This window comes from Chitinophagaceae bacterium (assembly GCA_016713085.1).
Classification (GTDB): Bacteria; Bacteroidota; Bacteroidia; order Chitinophagales; family Chitinophagaceae; genus Lacibacter.
Window position 1 is genome coordinate 875,353 of sequence record JADJPV010000001.1, and the last position, 17,495, is coordinate 892,847.

The 17,495-nt window shown below is 38.0% G+C and carries 14 protein-coding genes and 2 pseudogenes; 4 read left to right on the forward strand and 12 right to left on the reverse strand.

The annotated features are described in order from the left end of the window. Positions 1–249 precede the first annotated feature (249 nt). Positions 250–2,229: a carbohydrate binding family 9 domain-containing protein gene (locus IPK31_04245; protein ID MBK8087212.1), complete on the forward strand. Its 1,980-nt coding sequence runs from the start codon at positions 250–252 to the stop codon at positions 2,227–2,229. Continuing rightward, positions 2,172–2,762: a hypothetical protein gene (locus IPK31_04250; GenBank protein ID MBK8087213.1), complete on the forward strand. Its 591-nt coding sequence runs from the start codon at positions 2,172–2,174 to the stop codon at positions 2,760–2,762. Before IPK31_04245 ends, IPK31_04250 begins: the two co-directional genes overlap by 58 nt. Before the next feature lie 264 nt (positions 2,763–3,026). On the opposite strand, the gene IPK31_04255 is transcribed toward IPK31_04250, so the two are convergent. The 9 genes and pseudogenes from IPK31_04255 to IPK31_04295 all read right to left on the reverse strand — a co-directional run bounded on the left by IPK31_04255 (position 3,027) and on the right by IPK31_04295 (position 11,486). Further along, positions 3,027–4,064 (reverse strand): TlpA family protein disulfide reductase, encoded by a 1,038-nt coding sequence (locus IPK31_04255; GenBank protein MBK8087214.1) that lies wholly within the window; start codon positions 4,062–4,064, stop codon positions 3,027–3,029. A gap of 54 nt (positions 4,065–4,118) precedes the next feature. Then, the gene (locus IPK31_04260; protein MBK8087215.1) at positions 4,119–4,286 is read right to left on the reverse strand and encodes a hypothetical protein; all 168 of its coding nucleotides are present in this window, start codon (positions 4,284–4,286) and stop codon (positions 4,119–4,121) included. Between the two features lie 123 nt (positions 4,287–4,409). Further along, positions 4,410–5,762 carry an HlyD family efflux transporter periplasmic adaptor subunit gene (locus IPK31_04265; GenBank protein MBK8087216.1) on the reverse strand — a complete coding sequence of 451 codons (1,353 nt, stop codon included), beginning with the start codon at positions 5,760–5,762 and terminating at the stop codon, positions 4,410–4,412. Positions 5,763–6,780: 1,018 nt separating this feature from the next. Then, a pseudogene (locus IPK31_04270) lies at positions 6,781–8,223 on the reverse strand (peptidase domain-containing ABC transporter). A 120-nt stretch (positions 8,224–8,343) separates the two neighbouring features. Next, entirely contained in the window at positions 8,344–9,480 is a 1,137-nt protein-coding gene (locus tag IPK31_04275) for a TlpA family protein disulfide reductase (GenBank protein MBK8087217.1), read from the reverse strand. 78 nt (positions 9,481–9,558) lie between these two features. Continuing rightward, positions 9,559–9,759, reverse strand: a complete 201-nt coding sequence (locus tag IPK31_04280) for a hypothetical protein (GenBank protein MBK8087218.1) — start codon at positions 9,757–9,759, stop codon at positions 9,559–9,561. Between the two features lie 123 nt (positions 9,760–9,882). Continuing rightward, a complete protein-coding gene (locus IPK31_04285) occupies positions 9,883–10,413 on the reverse strand; it encodes a thioredoxin domain-containing protein (protein ID MBK8087219.1) in 531 nt (176 codons plus the stop codon). 156 nt (positions 10,414–10,569) lie between these two features. Next, positions 10,570–10,866 (reverse strand): annotated as a pseudogene (locus IPK31_04290) (vitamin K epoxide reductase family protein). Further along, positions 10,767–11,486 (reverse strand): hypothetical protein, encoded by a 720-nt coding sequence (locus tag IPK31_04295; GenBank protein ID MBK8087220.1) that lies wholly within the window; start codon positions 11,484–11,486, stop codon positions 10,767–10,769. The pseudogene IPK31_04290 and the gene IPK31_04295 overlap by 100 nt, the downstream one beginning before the upstream one ends. Before the next feature lie 171 nt (positions 11,487–11,657). Here IPK31_04295 and IPK31_04300 point away from each other — a divergent pair, with 171 nt between their 5' ends. Next, positions 11,658–11,894 carry a helix-turn-helix transcriptional regulator gene (locus IPK31_04300; protein ID MBK8087221.1) on the forward strand — a complete coding sequence of 79 codons (237 nt, stop codon included), beginning with the start codon at positions 11,658–11,660 and terminating at the stop codon, positions 11,892–11,894. 71 nt (positions 11,895–11,965) lie between these two features. Here IPK31_04300 and IPK31_04305 read toward each other — a convergent pair whose 3' ends face one another. From IPK31_04305 to IPK31_04315, 3 genes are all read right to left on the reverse strand, one after another. Further along, positions 11,966–15,034 (reverse strand): glycosyl hydrolase, encoded by a 3,069-nt coding sequence (locus tag IPK31_04305; protein MBK8087222.1) that lies wholly within the window; start codon positions 15,032–15,034, stop codon positions 11,966–11,968. A gap of 67 nt (positions 15,035–15,101) precedes the next feature. Beyond that, complete coding sequence (locus IPK31_04310) at positions 15,102–15,827, reverse strand: outer membrane lipoprotein-sorting protein (protein MBK8087223.1); 726 nt, start codon at positions 15,825–15,827, stop codon at positions 15,102–15,104. Between the two features lie 74 nt (positions 15,828–15,901). Continuing rightward, entirely contained in the window at positions 15,902–16,642 is a 741-nt protein-coding gene (locus IPK31_04315; GenBank protein ID MBK8087224.1) for a hypothetical protein, read from the reverse strand. A gap of 98 nt (positions 16,643–16,740) precedes the next feature. On the opposite strand from IPK31_04315, the gene IPK31_04320 reads away from it, so the two are divergent. Further along, entirely contained in the window at positions 16,741–17,376 is a 636-nt protein-coding gene (locus tag IPK31_04320; protein ID MBK8087225.1) for an adenine deaminase, read from the forward strand. Positions 17,377–17,495: the final 119 nt, after the last annotated feature.

Here is a 17,495-nt window from a genome sequence, read left to right on the forward strand (position 1 = left end):
TTATACATTTTTAAAAAAAATTACCAACCCGGTTATCAAAAACGGCATATATTTTGACAAGACTTCCCTTCTTACAGAACGGCTTTTCGTCCTTCTTATTTACCATTCATCCGCCTTTTGCTTAATTACACTTTTACCTATTGTACAAATCCGACAAACGGGTTTCCGTCAATAGAATTTTTTATTAATCAGAGAGTAACCTTTCTACCTTTCGTTTCGTATTACCTGTAAACCTTATCAGAATTTAGAATGAAACTACTGACACTGCTGTTCGTCTCCCTGTCTGCTTTTTTTTCTTCGTTTGCTCAAACGGCAAGCGCTGACCCGAATATTGCAAATACAAAAGCCGCCCCACGCCAGTTAATTGCCAAACGTACCAACCTGCCTATTAAAATTGATGGCCTGTTGAACGATAGTGCCTGGTCCACTGCAACTGTTGCCACTGATTTTATTGAGTTCAGACCAAAAGTTGGTGCAAGAGAAACGGAAGAAACAAAAACCGTTGCTTATTTATTATACAGCAATGATGGAATTTATTTTGCCGGGTATTGTTATGAGCGGAGTAAAGACAGTATTGCTACTGAATTAAAAGGAAGAGATGGTTTCGGCACCAACGATTATATAGGAGTCATCATTGATACATATAAAGACCACTTAAATGGTTTTGAATATTTTGTTACACCGCTTAATGAGCAATGGGATGCAAAAATGTCGCCCAACAGTAATGGCAACAGCGAAGACTTCAGCTGGAATGCTGTTTGGAAAAGTGGCGCTGTGATTCATGATAATGGATGGAGCTTTGAAATGTTTATTCCTTACAGCGCTATCCGCTTTGGTAAAAATGAAGTGCAGGACTGGGGTATTAATATTACCCGCCGCCGCCAAAAAACCGGTCAGCAAAATACATGGAACCCGATTGATCCAAACGTGAACGGATTTTTAACTCAGGAAGGTTACTGGACAGGTATCAGCAATATTAAGCCGCCGGTTCGTTTGCAACTGTCGCCTTACTTCTCTGTGTATGCAAACAATTATCCCATCAATCAACCCGGTATAAAAAATACAACTACACTGATCAATGGAGGTATTGATTTGAAGTATGGCATCAACCAGGCATTTACTCTGGATGCAACATTAATTCCTGATTTTGGCCAGGTGCAAAGTGATAACCAGGTGCTGAATCTTTCACCCTTTGAAGTACAGTTTAATGAAAACCGGCCTTTCTTTACTGAAGGAACAGAATTGTTCAGCAAAGGCGGATTATTTTATTCAAGACGGATCGGTGGTACCCCTTTTCATTATTACGATGCAATGAATTCTGTGGACACAACGAGAGAAAGAATGATCAGCAATCCATCTCAGTCAAAGCTCATCAACGCAACAAAAATTTCGGGACGTACCCAAAGTAAACTAGGAATCGGTTTTTTAAATGCCATTACACAAACACAATTTGCAGCAATTGAAAATAAAGGATCGAAAGAACAGCGGATTTTTTTGAATGACCCTCTTACCAATTACAATGTGTTTGTACTTGATCAATCATTAAAAAACAACTCCAGTATTTCACTGATCAATACAAATGTGATGAGAAGTGGTAAAGATTATGATGCGAATGTTACAGCCGCCCTTTTTGATTTCAACGATAAAAAGAATACCTGGAACCTGGGGGGTAAATTATCCGTCAGCCAACTGCTTGGTATTACTGCTGAAGGAAAAAATGTAACCGGTTATAATCATAATTTCTACTTCGGTAAAACAAGCGGCCATTTCAATTTCAATGTGTACCAGGAATTGATGGATACAAAATACCGCCACAGTGATATGGGTTATTTTACCAACAATAACCTGTTAACGCATGGTATGTATATGGGTTATAACTGGAATGTACCGAAGCACTGGTATAACCAAATCCGAATCAACTTCAACTCAGCAGTAAGTAAATTATATACGCCCATTGCCGGTATCAAAGAAACCTACCAGTTTGGTGACTTCAATTTTAATGTAAATGCCCAAAGCAAAAAACTCTGGTGGTATGGATCGTACATTGGTTTCAGCACCTTAACCAATGATTTTTATGAACCACGCAAAGCAGGATATTTCTTTCGCAAAAATGCAAGCATTGCATTTGGCGGCTGGGTAAACAGTAACGAATCAAAAAAATATTCTTTTATGTGGAAGGATACACACGCCGTATTGTTCATTTCTATTCTTCACAGGCAGTTGACCTGAGCCTCGGACATACCATGAGGTTTAACAAACGGCTTTCTGTAACACAAAGATTAAACATTATGCCACGTTTCAACAATATCGGTTTTACAACAATTGATGATAATGGTGATGTTGTCTTTGCCCGCCGAAAGCGGAATACGGTTGAAAATATCTTATCTGCGAAATACAACTTCACCAACATGATGGGCATTACTTTCCGTATGCGTCATTACCTGAGTACAGTTGATAACAAAGATTTTTTTACACTACAGACAAACGGATTACTTGTTGCAAGACCGGGCTTCAATAAAAATGTAAATCAGAATGTAAACATCTTCAATATTGACATGGTGTATACCTGGCAGTTTGCACCCGGAAGCTTTATCAATGTGGTTTGGAAGAATTCTATTTTTAAATCCGGAAACATCATTGAGCGGGACTATTTTAAAAATCTCGGTAACACTTTAGATACCGATCAGAACAATAACATTTCACTGAAAGTAATTTACTTCCTCGATTACTTAGATATCAAGAAGTGGGGGAAGAAGAAATAAACTAATAGCGGCGCCGGTGGCACCGCTCTTAGTTTATGACATTGCTGATAAATAAAACAGCACAAAAGGTTTTGAGTAAATTACAATTCCAGTTTTTTTACTATTTCAAGAATAGTCTTTTTTAATAGTGGACTTGTTGCATATGGAGCATCCCTATTAAGCAATGTTCCATCCGGGCCAATAATAACATACTTTGGCGCCCATAAGACTTTGTAGTAAGCTGAAAGAATACCATCGCTATCTATTAAATGAGTTCCTTTATACTTATTTTTTATAATGATGTTTTTCCATACATCTTCCTTTTGTTCCCATTGCCACTGGAATAATTTCTACAGGATAGCCTTTCAACTCGTCGGTTAATTGATTTATATGAGGTATACTGGCAATACATGGACCGCACCAACTGCCCCAAAAATCAAGCAGCAAAATTTTGCCCCTGTATTGGGACAATGAAATCTTTTTCCCATTTACCCCCTTAAGTGAAACATCAAAAATGCTTTTTATATTCTTTAGTTTTCTGAAGGTGGTACTATCCATATATGCTTCTAAAAAATCCCAGTTATTATCTCTCTTCATTACCTCGTCCAGAATGTACTTCCCAAAATCACTTTGCTGAACATTAGCTGATAATCCATTAAAATATTTCATTATGGTATCTGGAGTAAAAAGTCGTTTATTTTGACAAAGCAAAGCTCCTGATAAGTAGGAATCGGGATGCAACTTTATGTATTCAAGAACAATAAAAGTCCTCAGTTCACGCAATACATCAAGTTTATTTTGATACTCCCCCATTTTTTTCTGCAGCTCTGCAGAATCAAGCTTAGAGCTACTTCTTAAAAAACTGCTGAATTCTCTTAGATATTTGTTTTCAAGCTGCAGTAAAAATCTATTGTTCTTACTCCATTTTTGTCTCTCATTTTGAGAAATCGAGCCTGTTGTAACCTCCCCGACAATGTTTTTGCCAGACATGGTTAAATTCATTGTTATATCTCCCGGCTCAAGTATTAATCTTAAAAAACTTGAGTCTTCAAATTTTGCATTCAAATCACAGTTGATAATCATCTCTGCTGAACGGTTAACGAACCCTGATATTTGTGCTTCCCCCTTTTTTAGTATGATGCGTTCAGTAATTCCTGCATCTTTATCACAATCTCTATAGCGATATACTATTGTATCTGAATAGGGATTCTGAATCTTTATATATAAATTCCATTTCGAGCAGGAATCAACAAACTTAAACTGACCATTAGAGTTTGCATTCACTCCTGCTACAAAAACTATGAGGAAAAATAATATCTTCATATTTAACAATTTAAAGCTGTACAAAGAACTAATGCTTTGTACAGCTATGTGATTTCAAAAATTACTCTTCACACCAACCAACGTGATCACCCGGAGTGCATGAATATGCTGCTCCATTATAACAGGTTTTCTTTTTTGCATTCCCAGCACAATCTTCACTACTGTTGCAATTACAGGCTTCACCACCTTCTTCAACACCACCCATAATTTTCTTTTGTTCATCTCTTGCGAGGCTTTTACCTAAATTTTGAAACTTTTTCATTTTTGATAAAATTTATTTTTAAAAATTTGGTCGAGGTTTTCGCAGGTACTCAACTCTTTTACCTGTTGTTTGCAAACAATATTTTAATTACGTTTCATCATTTCATATAACTTCCCTGTAAAACGTTGTATCAATCGCCTGTTTTCAGTAATGACTTCCCCGCTGGCCAACAGGTTATTTCTGAAAAACAAGATTTTTTGCTGGTTTGTAACTAACCCATTTGGTAAAGTGACCTTTATTAGAAAGCTGTCGTTACGGTTGGGTAAATTTGATATATAACCCACCTTACCCTTAATATAGCCGAATTGTTCACTGGGATATCCCTGCAAACGAATCAAAACATCCTGGTTAGCTGCTATTTTTCCAATACCATTCTGCCCGGCAGTAAACGAGCCGTAACAACTTGTTGAAGCAGGCTGAACATAAAACAATTCTGTATTGGCTGGAAGTAATTGATTTTCCTGTAGAAAAGACGTGTAGAATAATTTACCATCCTGTGGAGCCACCAGCACAAAGCGTTTGATCCAATCTTCTGTTTTACTTTTCAAATTCAGCAAGGCGGCCTGGAACTTAATGCGCTGGTCACTTACATATTTTTGCAGGTCAAGCAATTCTTTCTGTTTGTTATGTGAGGCAACATTACTGTTAATCAACTGAGCTGTCATTTGTTCTAAACCCTGCTCCTTTAATAATAGTTTTCCTTTTTCCTGATTGAGTTCAAGGGGGGCAATTACCTTTTCCTTTGTCAGGTGATCCTTTGCATTGAAATCGGTTGTTTGTACCTCATACTCTTCATGCAATAATTTATTCTGTCTGGCCAGGTTATTCTTTAACTGGTTGAGGTAGGAGAGATCAGTATAAAGTGATCTCTTTTTTTGCTGGTAGTAACCGCTTTGTAAAACCTCCATCGTTTCTCTAAACTGAACCCTAAAGGCTTCATAATCTGTTTGTAATTCACCAAGATTATTGTAAATAACAAAAGGTTCGTTTAATAAAACTTCTAAACTGTCATTGGTAATTGGCTGTTCAATTCTTGATATCCAGCTTTGCAGTTGAAACACTTCCTCATGTTTACCCGTACTTTGAATGAATGCTAAAGCTTGCCCCTGCACAACCTGTTCTTCATTCTTAACTAATAATTTTACCAAATTCCCTTCTGTTTTAGTAGTAACAAATTTAGGTCCATCAACTGCAACAATCCTTACTGAGCCATTTACAATATCAGGATACTGAATAAACCAGGTGCCGGATATTACAGCAAGCAATACTAAAAAGAATATAATATTGCCTTTACGTATCAGCCAATGTGGACGATAACTGATCAGTTCCTGTACTTCTGTACTGATTAATTCCTGAGCCCCCTCCCGACCTCCCACGAAGGGTGAGGCCATCTGCGCCCAGCCCTTGCTAATTTGATCGGCATCTTTTACTTCCATTACTAAAAAATTATTTGAATTGATTTATTTAGTCGCCTAACTCCAGTTGATTTTTTACCAATGTAAAATATTCGCCTTTCAGGTTTACTAATTCCTGATGTGTCCCCTTTTCAGAAATAACTCCTTTGTTCAACACAACAATCTGGTCAGCATGTTTTACAGTGCTTAGTCTGTGCGCTACAATGATTACTGTACGCCCTTTTAAGAATGATTCAAGATTATTAATAATAGCAGTTTCATTATTTGCATCTAAGCTGTTTGTAGCTTCATCAAGAAAGATGAACTCAGGATTACGATAAATTGCCCTTGCAATTAATATACGCTGTTTCTGACCCATACTTACACCAATTCCTTCTGCACCAATTTTTGTATTAAAGCCAAGTGGGAGGCTTTCAATAAATTCAAGAATATTGGCAACTGAAACTGCATGATGCAAGCGCTCCATATCAATTTTTTCAATACCCACCGCAATATTCTTTGCAATTGTATCAGAAAAAACAAAACTCTCCTGCATTACAACTCCGCAATAATTCCTCCATGTTTTATGGCTAATGGATGAAAGCAATGTGCCATTACCATTCATTGCAGAAGATGAAATCAGTTTAATGTCGCCTTTCTGTGGTTCATAAAACTTCAATAACAATTTCAGCAATGTTGTTTTACCGCTTCCGCTCATCCCTACAATTGCAGTGGTTTTCCCTTTTGGTATCTGCAGATTGATGTTTTGCAGAACGGGTTCATTTCCTGCACCTGGATAAGTGAACGAAATATTGAAAAGCCCAATGCAGCCCCCTCTAACTCCCCTCGAGGGGGAGAACTGCTCCGCACAGCCCTCGCTATTCATTGTTACATTATTCACTTCATCTTTAATAAATTTTAAAGGTGAATAATAATCAAACTCTTCAGCAAGCTGGCTCTGTGATGATGCAAAGCCCTCCCTTCCGGGGAGGGTTTGGGAGGGGCTTCCTCCCCCAACAATCTGCCTCCTAAATGCAAATGGTAACTCTTTCAATAATTGTTTATCTGCTGGTTCTTCGTCCTCTATGGTATGAATTTCATTGAGCCTGTCCATACTGATTTTTGCATTTTGCCAGCTTTGAACAAACCCAATCATTTGTTCAATAGGGCTGTTGAGTTGTCCAATTATATATTGAACTGCCAGCATTGAACCGAGAGTCATCTGTCCTTCAATTACCGCCTTTGCTGATAGAAATGTGATAAATATATTTTTCCCTTCATTAATAAAAAAGGCTCCGCTCTGTTGCCATTGGTTCAATGCAAGCCCTCTCATGCTGAATTTAAACAGCTTCGCCTGCAACCTTTCCCAGTTCCACCTTACAGGTTGTTCAGCTCCATTCAATTTAATTTCCTGCATGCCCTGGATAAGCTGAATAGTGACACTTTGCTCCTGCGATGCAATTTCAAAACGCTTATAATCCAATTCCTTTCTTTTTTTGAGAAACAGCATAACCCATATTGCATACAACACACTTGCAACAGCAAATACGATAAAAATGTACACATTAAAAACAGCCAGCACAATGGAAAAAACAATCAAATTAATGAGAGAGAATAACACATTGAGTGAGGACCCTGTGAGGAACGATTCAATTCGTTGATGATCGTTCATACGTTGGAGAACATCACCTGTTTTCTTGCTGTCGAAAAAAGAAACAGGCAGCTTCATAAGTTTTATCAGAAAATCAGTAAGTATAGACACATTAATACGGGTGCTGATATGCAGCAATATCCAGCTACGCACAAACTCCACCACTAATCTGCCGGCAAATAATGCTGCCTGGGCCATTAAAACAATGTACACAAATTGAATATTGCCCGTATTTACTCCAACATCTACTACACTTTGTGTAAGAAAAGGAAGAATCAATTGCAGCATACTGGCAACAGCCAAACCAACCAATAACTGGAACACTAATTTTTTATAAGGAATAATATAACTAAAGATGTTTTTAAAAGCCAGGGTGCCCTTTTCTCTACTTTCTGTAGAATTACTCTTATCCTCCTGTTTATAAAAAGCAGGAGTTGGCTCAAGCAACAGCGCAATACCTTCTTCTATTCCGTTTAATTTATTACTTACCCAATGTTGCAGAAACTCTTTTTTGGTATAAGTGATAATACCTTTTGCCGGGTCGGCCACTGTAAATTTTTTGCCATTAGATTTTTGAGGAATGGCAAGAACAAAATTATTCTGATCCCAATGAAGAATTGCTGTAAGTAAAGCATCCCTAAATAACTCATTATAAGTAATACATACAGATTTTGTACGAAAGCCAATACTCTCAGCAGCTTCACTAATACCTAGCAAATTCACCCCTTCTTTTCCAATTTGAGTTTTCTCTCTTACTATTTGAATAGGAATATTCTTTTTATAATATTTACAGACCATTGCAAGGCAAGTTGGACCGCAGTCCATCGAATCATATTGTTTGATCCACTTCATACTCTTTTAGATAATTCCTATCTGAAATTTATTAGCACTGAGAGAATAAAAATATCCACCAAACTACTTTTTTTAGTCTTAAACACTTAACCCACAATAATCTAGAAAAAGTGCACGATATTACTTCAGCTTTTGAGTTAGAAAGTGAACAAGCTGATTAGGCCTAATATTCTTAGCCACTATCGTACCTTTTTGATCAACTAAGAAATTAGTTGGGAATGAGTTAATAATAAGAATTGCTGAAATTATTCCGTTCCTATCCCATCTGTGATCCCACACTAGATTGTACTTATTTATAGCATTATAGTAATTCTTGACATCTTCTTTCCTGTCCGTGGACACACTTACTACATTAAATCCAATGTTCTTAAAGGATTTATATATATTAATTAAATCGGGGAACTCTTTAATACAAGGGCCACAGTAGCTGTACCAAAAATCTATTAATGTATACTTATAATCAGCATAATTAATCATCTGTTCTGAACCATCAAGTTTTAAAAATAAAATTGACGGAAATTTTTTCCCAATTGTTAACTGTTTAGCCTCGATTAGTTTTTGGGCAAAATCAATTCCTATCAAAGATTTTTTTAAATTTTCATCTAAAAAGCTAAAAGCATCTTCATAAATTATTGAATAACCCTTTAAACTAAATCTTGTGTATAGTTCCCATAAAGCCACATAAGAATCCGGATTATGCATTGCATAAAGAAGGATTAAGCTATCCTTATGAATCAATAACTTATTGAATTCGTTTTGCAAACTATCTTTATAGCTACGATTTTCGATATCGTTAACAACAACCTCTGATTTTACAGGCCAATTCTGAATATTATACTCAATGTTCTTTGTATATTCCAAAAATGAGATCAAATATTCAGAGTTGAATACTGAATTATTTACAGCTATTTTCTGCGTAGAAAAAGAATCAACGGAAATGTTAATATATTGTGTATCACTTTTATAATCTACATAGAAAAATCTTGAAAGATATTCTTGGCCATGAATGTTTAATCGTAATCTAAAATTAAATGGATGACTGATAAACCCATTAAATTCACAGTTACCTTTATTAATTTTGATGTTTTTTTTATCAATTTCATAACCCTTTGAAAAAAAAGAACCAATAGAAATTACAGCTGTATCAATTCCTTCAATATGCACATTTAAGTTAAATCTTTTACGTATGTTAACTTGTCCAACTGAATACTCGCTGAATAATAATAGTAATAATACCAAGATGAAAATATTTTTCATAATATCTATGTGAAACTGAACTTCTTATTAAAATATTAAAAAGAAGAGGCCAATATAAAAATCAGCCTCCTCTTTTGATTAAGCTGTACATTCATAGCCAGTATCTGCGCATCCACCACAGCTAGACCCTGGGCAACATTTATCGTCGCTTGGTTTACAAGTAGCACCCACTTTAACACATCCATCACCACCAATTTCTTCAAAGCCAGCGTCTCCACCTAAAATTTTCTTTTGCTCATTTTTAGTTAGGCTTTTGCCCAAGTTTTGCATTTTTTTCATTTGTTAAATAATTAAAATTAATGTTCATTTGCTTCTCGTTTACGCCCGTGAACGCAGTAGTGGCTGCCCCGCAGGTTGTATTTGCAACTACAACCCTTAGTCTTGCGGGTATTTCTCTCCAAGCTAAGAAGAGAGAAAATGTTTTAACTCGTCAATATTATAATTTTCGGGTAACTGGTGGCCATTCACAAAGAAAGTGGGTGTAAATTCAATCTTCACTTCATCGCACCAGTCTTTCATGGCTTTCACTTTTTTTTCCTGTTGCTTCAGCTCACCATTCATTGGGTATTTGGCAGCAAATACATCATAATCCTTTTTCTCAGCGAGGTACCAGTCATCCAGTGCCCTGTCAATTAATGCCCCATCATTCTTTTCACCAATAGCCAGTAAATGTTTTACGGGATTATTTCGGTAATCATTTTCATCAGGTGATGCAATGAACAGTATCTGCACTTTTATATTGTCATTGTCCTTTATAAGTTCATGAATGAGAGGATGGGACTTAGCACATGGGCCACAGTATGGGTTGCAAACTTTTATAATGGTATGTTCTGCGTGGGGATTTCCCAATGTTATACCCAATCCATCAGCGCTTGCATTGATCCTTTTTTGCTTGCTAAGTAAGGCTTCAAAAATGCCAGTATCTTTCTTCATGCGGAAGAACCGGTTTTTATATTCTTCGCCTTCTTTAGAATTCAACAGATATGGCTTGACAAAAAGCCAAAAAAGTACCGGCAATGCAAATGCAAACAGAAAGGAATTAGAAAGAGATAAATTAAACGATACCGCCTGGTGGTGGCTGCCAATAAAAAAAACAACGGCTTCAAGCAACAGGATTGCCTGAACTGTTAAACATAAAGGACACCATTGTTTGGCGATACGCCCCTGGTAATAAACAGAGAAAACAGTATAAGGTAAAGCGAGAAGATTTAACCACGCCAGGGGTTGCAGAGATTTCTCCTGCGTTGAAATGACGAAAAGAAGTCCTCCTGGAAAATAAAAGAAGCCTATTTCACTCCAGCTGATAATACCAAACAGTTTTGCTTCCTTTGACTGCAGGATAGCACTGCAATTAGTTGTTTTCGATCCACTGCATACTTTTGCAATAAGGGGTTTGTTTTATCTATTTCATACCATAACAATAGACATGAAACAGCAACTCCTGCCAGTTTTAATATTGTAACAGCTGCAATTGAGAAACTCAATGATGTGCTGCTCAATAAGGAGAAGATCAGAATAAATAAAAAAGAAATCAGTAAAAAAGCTGTTCTCAAATTATTCAACCGCTCATTCCTTCTGTTTACTTTATAATTTTTTTCTCCTGCATTTTCAGTCTTTTCGGCAAGCAGGGCAACTCCACTCCATTCCTTTAAAAAGTCCTCCCTGCTTTTTACCTCAGTTTGTAAAAGAGAACCTTTTTTTAAGAAAATCACACTGTCCTTTGAAACACCAGTTACAGTAATAAAACCCCTGTTCTGCCCGTTAACATGAGCAATAAAAGGCAAAGGCAATTCATCTAACTTGCCTGGTTCGATCTTTAATACAAGGTTCTCCACCTGATACTCTTTCAATACATCATGTGCAGCAGCAATACTTGGATAATCAGGGTGTTGTTTTAAAGAATCATTAATTCCCCTGTAAGTAAAAGGGACTTTCAAAGCATTTAGTAATTGCTGCGTTACAGCAATAGAATTATCGGCACTTACAGTTGAGAGAATCGCTGGCATAAAAGATTTGTAATTTTAAATCTCTGCTATCTTTTTCAGAAAAAGAAATATTGTGTGGTTGTAAAAAACAACCACAATATTAAAAAAATGTAAAAATCAATCTATATACCCGCTTAGTAGTATTTTCTGTATGGAATTAACCCATAACTTCCATTTCTGAAACCACATACCATGAAATTTACCGGAGAACACCTGCAGTTTTTACGCACCATCAAAAAAGTAAAACAACCGGTACTTGCCAGAAAATTAGGTGTGAAACAACAGTCTATCTCCAAGTTAGAAAACAAACCTTCTGTAGGTGATAAACGATTCCATGAATACATTGCTGCTTTGAATTTAGAAAAAGAAGAAGCATTAAGTTTATTAAAATTATTTACCCCCCCCCCCACGTTTCAAAATGAACAATAAAAAACCTCCCTGTTGCTATACAGAGAGGTTTGAAGATATTGTTCAGGCCGCTCTGAGCGTCCCGACCGTATTTAATTTTTCACCGGCTTATTCATCTCAGGTCGCTTCGGCATTTCTTTCTGAATTGCTTCCATCACTTTCTTTTCAAACTGCAGCTTCAGCTGTTCGTTCTTCTGTTCTGCTTTCACAATTTCGCCTTTCAATACCTCTGTTCTTTGCAGCTGCAGGTTGCCGGGTCTTGCTTCCTGTCCAACTACTGCACTGTACACTTCACTGATATCAGAACGCAAGCGTTTCAGATCACCCGTTCCCTTCATTACCGGTGGAACTAATGTTAAACGGAGTTCTTCCAGTTTGTTCCAGTAATCCTGCAAGAGTGCTTTTGTTTTTTTATTCTTAGTTGAATCGATGTTTTTCTTCAGCATAGCCTGTGATGTGTTAATACTGTCAACCAACTTTGCCAAACGTTCATTCATGGCAAATAATTCCTGCCCGGTTTTGTATTGCAGCTCCCTGTCCTGCAGAGTGAAATCTTTATTGGCTTCATCATGCTGCATCTTTATCACCTGCGAATATTCTTTCCCATTTACTTTCACCTTAACAGTATAATCACCGGGGAATACCTGCGGTGCAAGAAAACCTGCCTGTTCAATCTGGTTACCACCTCTTGCTGTTTTAGGTGGCATGCTGCGCTGATTCCAGATTACTTTATTGTATCCCTTTCTGTTGGTTGGTGCCAGTTTTTGAACCAGCTTACCTTCCTTATCATACACTTCCATCTGGATACTGTTGGCCCTTTCTTTTAAATAATATTGTATGGGTGTAATGGTTGATGGAAGTCCGCCATTCCAGTCGCCGCTTGCATTTTGAAAGCCGCCTGCATATTTTCCCATGGTTAATGTAATGGGTTTGCTGTTGAGTAAAGCAACATCCTGTGCTGCAACTGCCGGAGTAATACTCCGCATGATCGATATATCCTCCACAATAATAATTCCACGGCCGTGTGTTGCCAATACTAAATCATTTGTCTGCTCCTGAATTTTAATATCTCTTACCAATGCATACCAGGGAATATTATTTTTCATGCGGAACCATTCATTACCGCCATCCACACTGGCAAACAATCCCATTTCTGTTCCGGCAAATAATAAATTTTTATTAACGATGTCTTCTTTGATCTTATGTGCAAAGCCGGCGAACTCTTTGCTTTCAAACTTCTTCCATGTTTTACCCATGTCGGCACTTACAGCAATATAGGTTGCATGATCGCCATAGCTGTGATTATCAAACGTAGCATACACTACGTTTTTATCATACTGCGATGGTTCAATGCTGCTCACCCAGGTTTGTTTGGGAATACCTGCTGCTGTATAATTGGCTGCTACATTGGTCCATGTTGTTCCTCCATCAGTTGTGTATTGCAGATTACCATCATCCGTTCCCACCCAGATTACATTTTCATCCAATGGCGATTCAGCAATGGTAAAAATGGTGCAATGATTTTCTGCACTGGTTACATCCATACTTAATCCACCACTTTTTTCCTGTTCCTGCTTGCGTTTATCATTGGTGGTTAAGTCGGGAGAAATTTTTGTCCAGTTGGCACCACGATCTGTACTCTTATATAAATACTGTGCGCCTGCATAGATATTTTTTTTATTCTTTGCTCCAGTTACAATGGGTGTGTTCCAGTTATAACGGAGCTTCTCATCACCCGCTGCTCCCTGTGGCTGAATGCCCACACTTGTTCCCTGTTTAATATTTATTCGGAACATATTTCCTCCCTGGTATTCTGCATAGGCAATATCAGGATCAAAAGGATCAGGTTGTGTCCAGAAACCATCACCACCATAAATAGCTTTCCAGTCGCCATTCAGCACACCACCGGGTACTGCACTTGGAGCAACCCAGCTTCCGTTATCCTGCAATCCTCCATAAATACGATATGGTTGCTGGTTATCGGTACTTACATGATAAAACTGTCCAACAGGTAAGTTGTTACAAAACTTCCAAGTAGCACCACGATCAAGACTGAAATAAACTCCACCATCAGTGCCTACATATAAAATATTTGTGTTGTTGGGATTGATCCATAATGCATGATGATCACTGTGTACCCATCCGCCTTCATTGCTTGCATCAGCAAAAGAATATCCACCATCACTTGAATAAGAAAATGAAAAGGCAGGGCGATAAACTCTCTTCGGATCTTTTGGATCTATTTCAAGTGTTGAAAAATAAAATGGCCTTGAAACAATATTGCTGGTTGCACTTTGCTGTTTCCATGTTTCACCTCCATCAGCAGAAATATACAAGCCGGTGTTTTCACTTTCAATAATGGCCCATAAATTTTGCGGTGATGATGGTGCCAGTGCAATGGCCACACGGCCGAATGGTTTTTTGGGCAAACCATTACTTAACTCCTTCCATGTTTTACCTGCATCAGTTGATTTATAAATTCCACTTCCTGTTCCACCACTGTTGAATGCATAAGGCAAACGGCGAAACTCCCATGAAGTAGCATACAAAACATTTGAATTAGCTGGATCAATTTCCACATCTGCCACGCCTGCTTTTTCGCTGATGTATAAACTGGTTTCCCAGGTTTTACCTGCATCGGTTGATTTGTATAATCCACGATGTTTGCTGTCGCTCCAGAGTGGTCCGGGTGCAGCCACATAAATAACTGATGAATTATTTGGATCTACAATCACTTTTGCAATATGTTCTGTACTGTCGAGACCAATCTTTGTCCAGTTGTCGCCTGCATCGGTTGTTTTATATATACCATCACCAATAGAAACAGAGTTCCGCATATTGCTTTCACCTGTTCCCACATAAATGATCTTTGGGTTTTTCTGATCAATGGCCATTGCACCAATGCTCTGAATATATTTATCAAAGATGGGTTTGAAAGATGCTCCTGCATTGGTAGTTTTCCAGATACCGCCGCCGGCAGTGCCTACATAAATTGTTTTACCATCACTGTTTACACCAACGATTTCTGTGATACGTCCGCTCATGGTGCCCGGACCGAGATGTCTTGCTTCCATCATACCAAAAGTGGAAGAGTTAATCTGTGCCTGTATCAATGTGCTGCAGCTTAGAAGAAGCAAGAAGGTGGAATAGATTTTTCTCATTTCATTAAATTTGTTTTAGAAAAAAACCCCGACACATAGGCCGGGGTTTATATCAGAAAGATAAAAATTACTTCGCTGGTTTGAAAATAGCTTCGTCAACAGCTTTATTCACTTCCACTTTTGCAATTGTAAAGTCTGCATTCATGCCTGGTGCAAGAGGAACAGTCATACCCATTGGTACAACAATACCTTCAGGAAGTTTTGTGAAATTTGAAAATGTATATGACACTTCTGTTTCCTGTCCATCAGTTTTTTTCACCTGGGTGCTCTTTACAATATAGTAGGTCTTGGGATCAATAAAATCTGTTTCAACACCACCATCTTTTTTAGTTACTTTCAGTTTAAAACACTCTGTACCATCCACATCCTCTTTTCCAATTAACTCAACTGAACTGCCTTTTGCTTTATAATCGACTAAGCTTCCCTGCACATCCAGTGCATCCTGACCCTGCTTTACCTGCTCTTCAGTCATAGGTTCAACTTCTGTTTTTTGCTGAATTGGCATATACATCCAGCCGGCAGTAGGGGTAATGATCACATAATTGGCCATTCCCATAATAGTAATGTCCTGACGGGATCCTTTTTGATGAACCACTGTATTTACTACATCTATGCTCGCACCATTCACCGCCATTGTTCCTGTTTGTACAAGACTGGTTACTTTTTTCCAGTTCTCTGTTCCGCCTACTGCTTCAAGATGTTTATTGATTACTTCGTCAGCAGTTTGTGCTTTTACAGTTGCAAAACTGAATGCAGTTGCTACAAACAAGCTGAATAATTTCACTGATTTCATTTTTTGATGTTTTTTATTTTAGTATAAGTTGTAAAGAAAAGAAATTTGTTACGATCAGCAGCTGATTTTTTTGTTTACTGTATTACTTCCGGTTTAAATGCTTTCGGGTCAACAGGTTTGTTCACTTCAATTTTTTCAAAAAATAAACCGCCGCCCATTCCAACTACTGTTGTTTTAAAAGCAAAAACATAGCCATCGTCAGTTTTTTTGTATTCACTGTAGTCAATTTTTGTTTCTCTTGGAGCACCACCCTGGCCTCCGCCGCCTCTTCCACCAAAACCACCACCGGTTGTTACTACACGGTCAATATAAAAGGTCGTGGGGTTGATAAAATAAGTAATATCTCTGCCTGTTTTCAGCGTGAGTTTAATTTTCCAGCATTCAGTTCCTTCCACATCTTCTTTGCCGACCAACTCTGCCTTATGTCCTTTGGCTGCATAATTAACCAATGGGCCGGCACAATCTGTTTCGCTCTGCATACCTGTAACCATTTCAGCGGTCATTGGTTCGAAGTTTCCGTTACTTCTTGGGTTCTGACTCCATCCTTCTTTATCTGTTACAACTGAAATCATATTGAACATGGAAGAACTGATCTCACGGCGCATCAACTTTCCGTCTACTTTCCACATTTTCTGAGTAATCTCTGCTCCGTTCTGCATTACACTGGTACCTTCCATATAAATACTTTTAATGGAAGCCAGTTTATCCTTTCCGCCCATTGCATCTATATGTTTATTGATGATTTCATCAACGGTTTGTGCATTCACTGCTATTATTCCAGTGAGTGCCAGCATCAGCATTGCAAGCTTTTTCATGTGTACTTTGTTTTAAGTATCCAAATTTATGACGGACCGGTGGAATAAAGTGTTCCTTCTATCCAGTATCTTGAGCCACTAATCCCAAATAACAAATCATGGATGCTAAGGGTTCATTTAAAGTTGCAGGCAATGTGGTGAATATTTTCGCCAAAGAGATCTTTTACGGCGAAGTAGAGGTGGAAGATGGAAGAATAAAAACAATAAAACGATTACCCCCTCCATCTCCCCCTGAAGGGGGAGGGTTTATCCTTCCCGGCTTTATTGATTCCCATGTACATATTGAAAGCTCCATGCTGGTACCTTCTGAATTTGCAAAGCTGGCTGTTGTGCATGGCACGGTGGCTACGGTAAGCGATCCGCATGAAATTGCCAATGTGTGCGGCATGTCAGGGGTTGACTATATGATTGAAAACGGAAAAACAGTTCCGTTTAAATTCAACTTTGGCGCTCCCAGTTGTGTACCTGCCACCACATTTGAAACAGCAGGTGCTGTTTTAAATGCAGTTGATGTAAAAGCATTGTTGCAGAGAGATGAAATCAAATACCTGAGTGAGATGATGAACTTCCCCGGTGTGTTACATGCTGATGAAGAAGTGATGCTGAAAATAAAAGCTGCTCATGAATTGGGCAAACCTGTTGATGGACATGCGCCTGGATTGAGGGGTGAGGATGCAAGAAGATACATAAAAGCCCCCCTAAATCCCCCGAAGGGGGACTTCAGACTCCGATAATTTAAATAACGTTTACGGGTATCAAACAGCTGATCCTTTATTGTACGGGCTACTGAAAGATTATGTAAAAGAAAACAGAAGCAATCCAACTGATGCAGAAATTGCATTATGGGAACAAC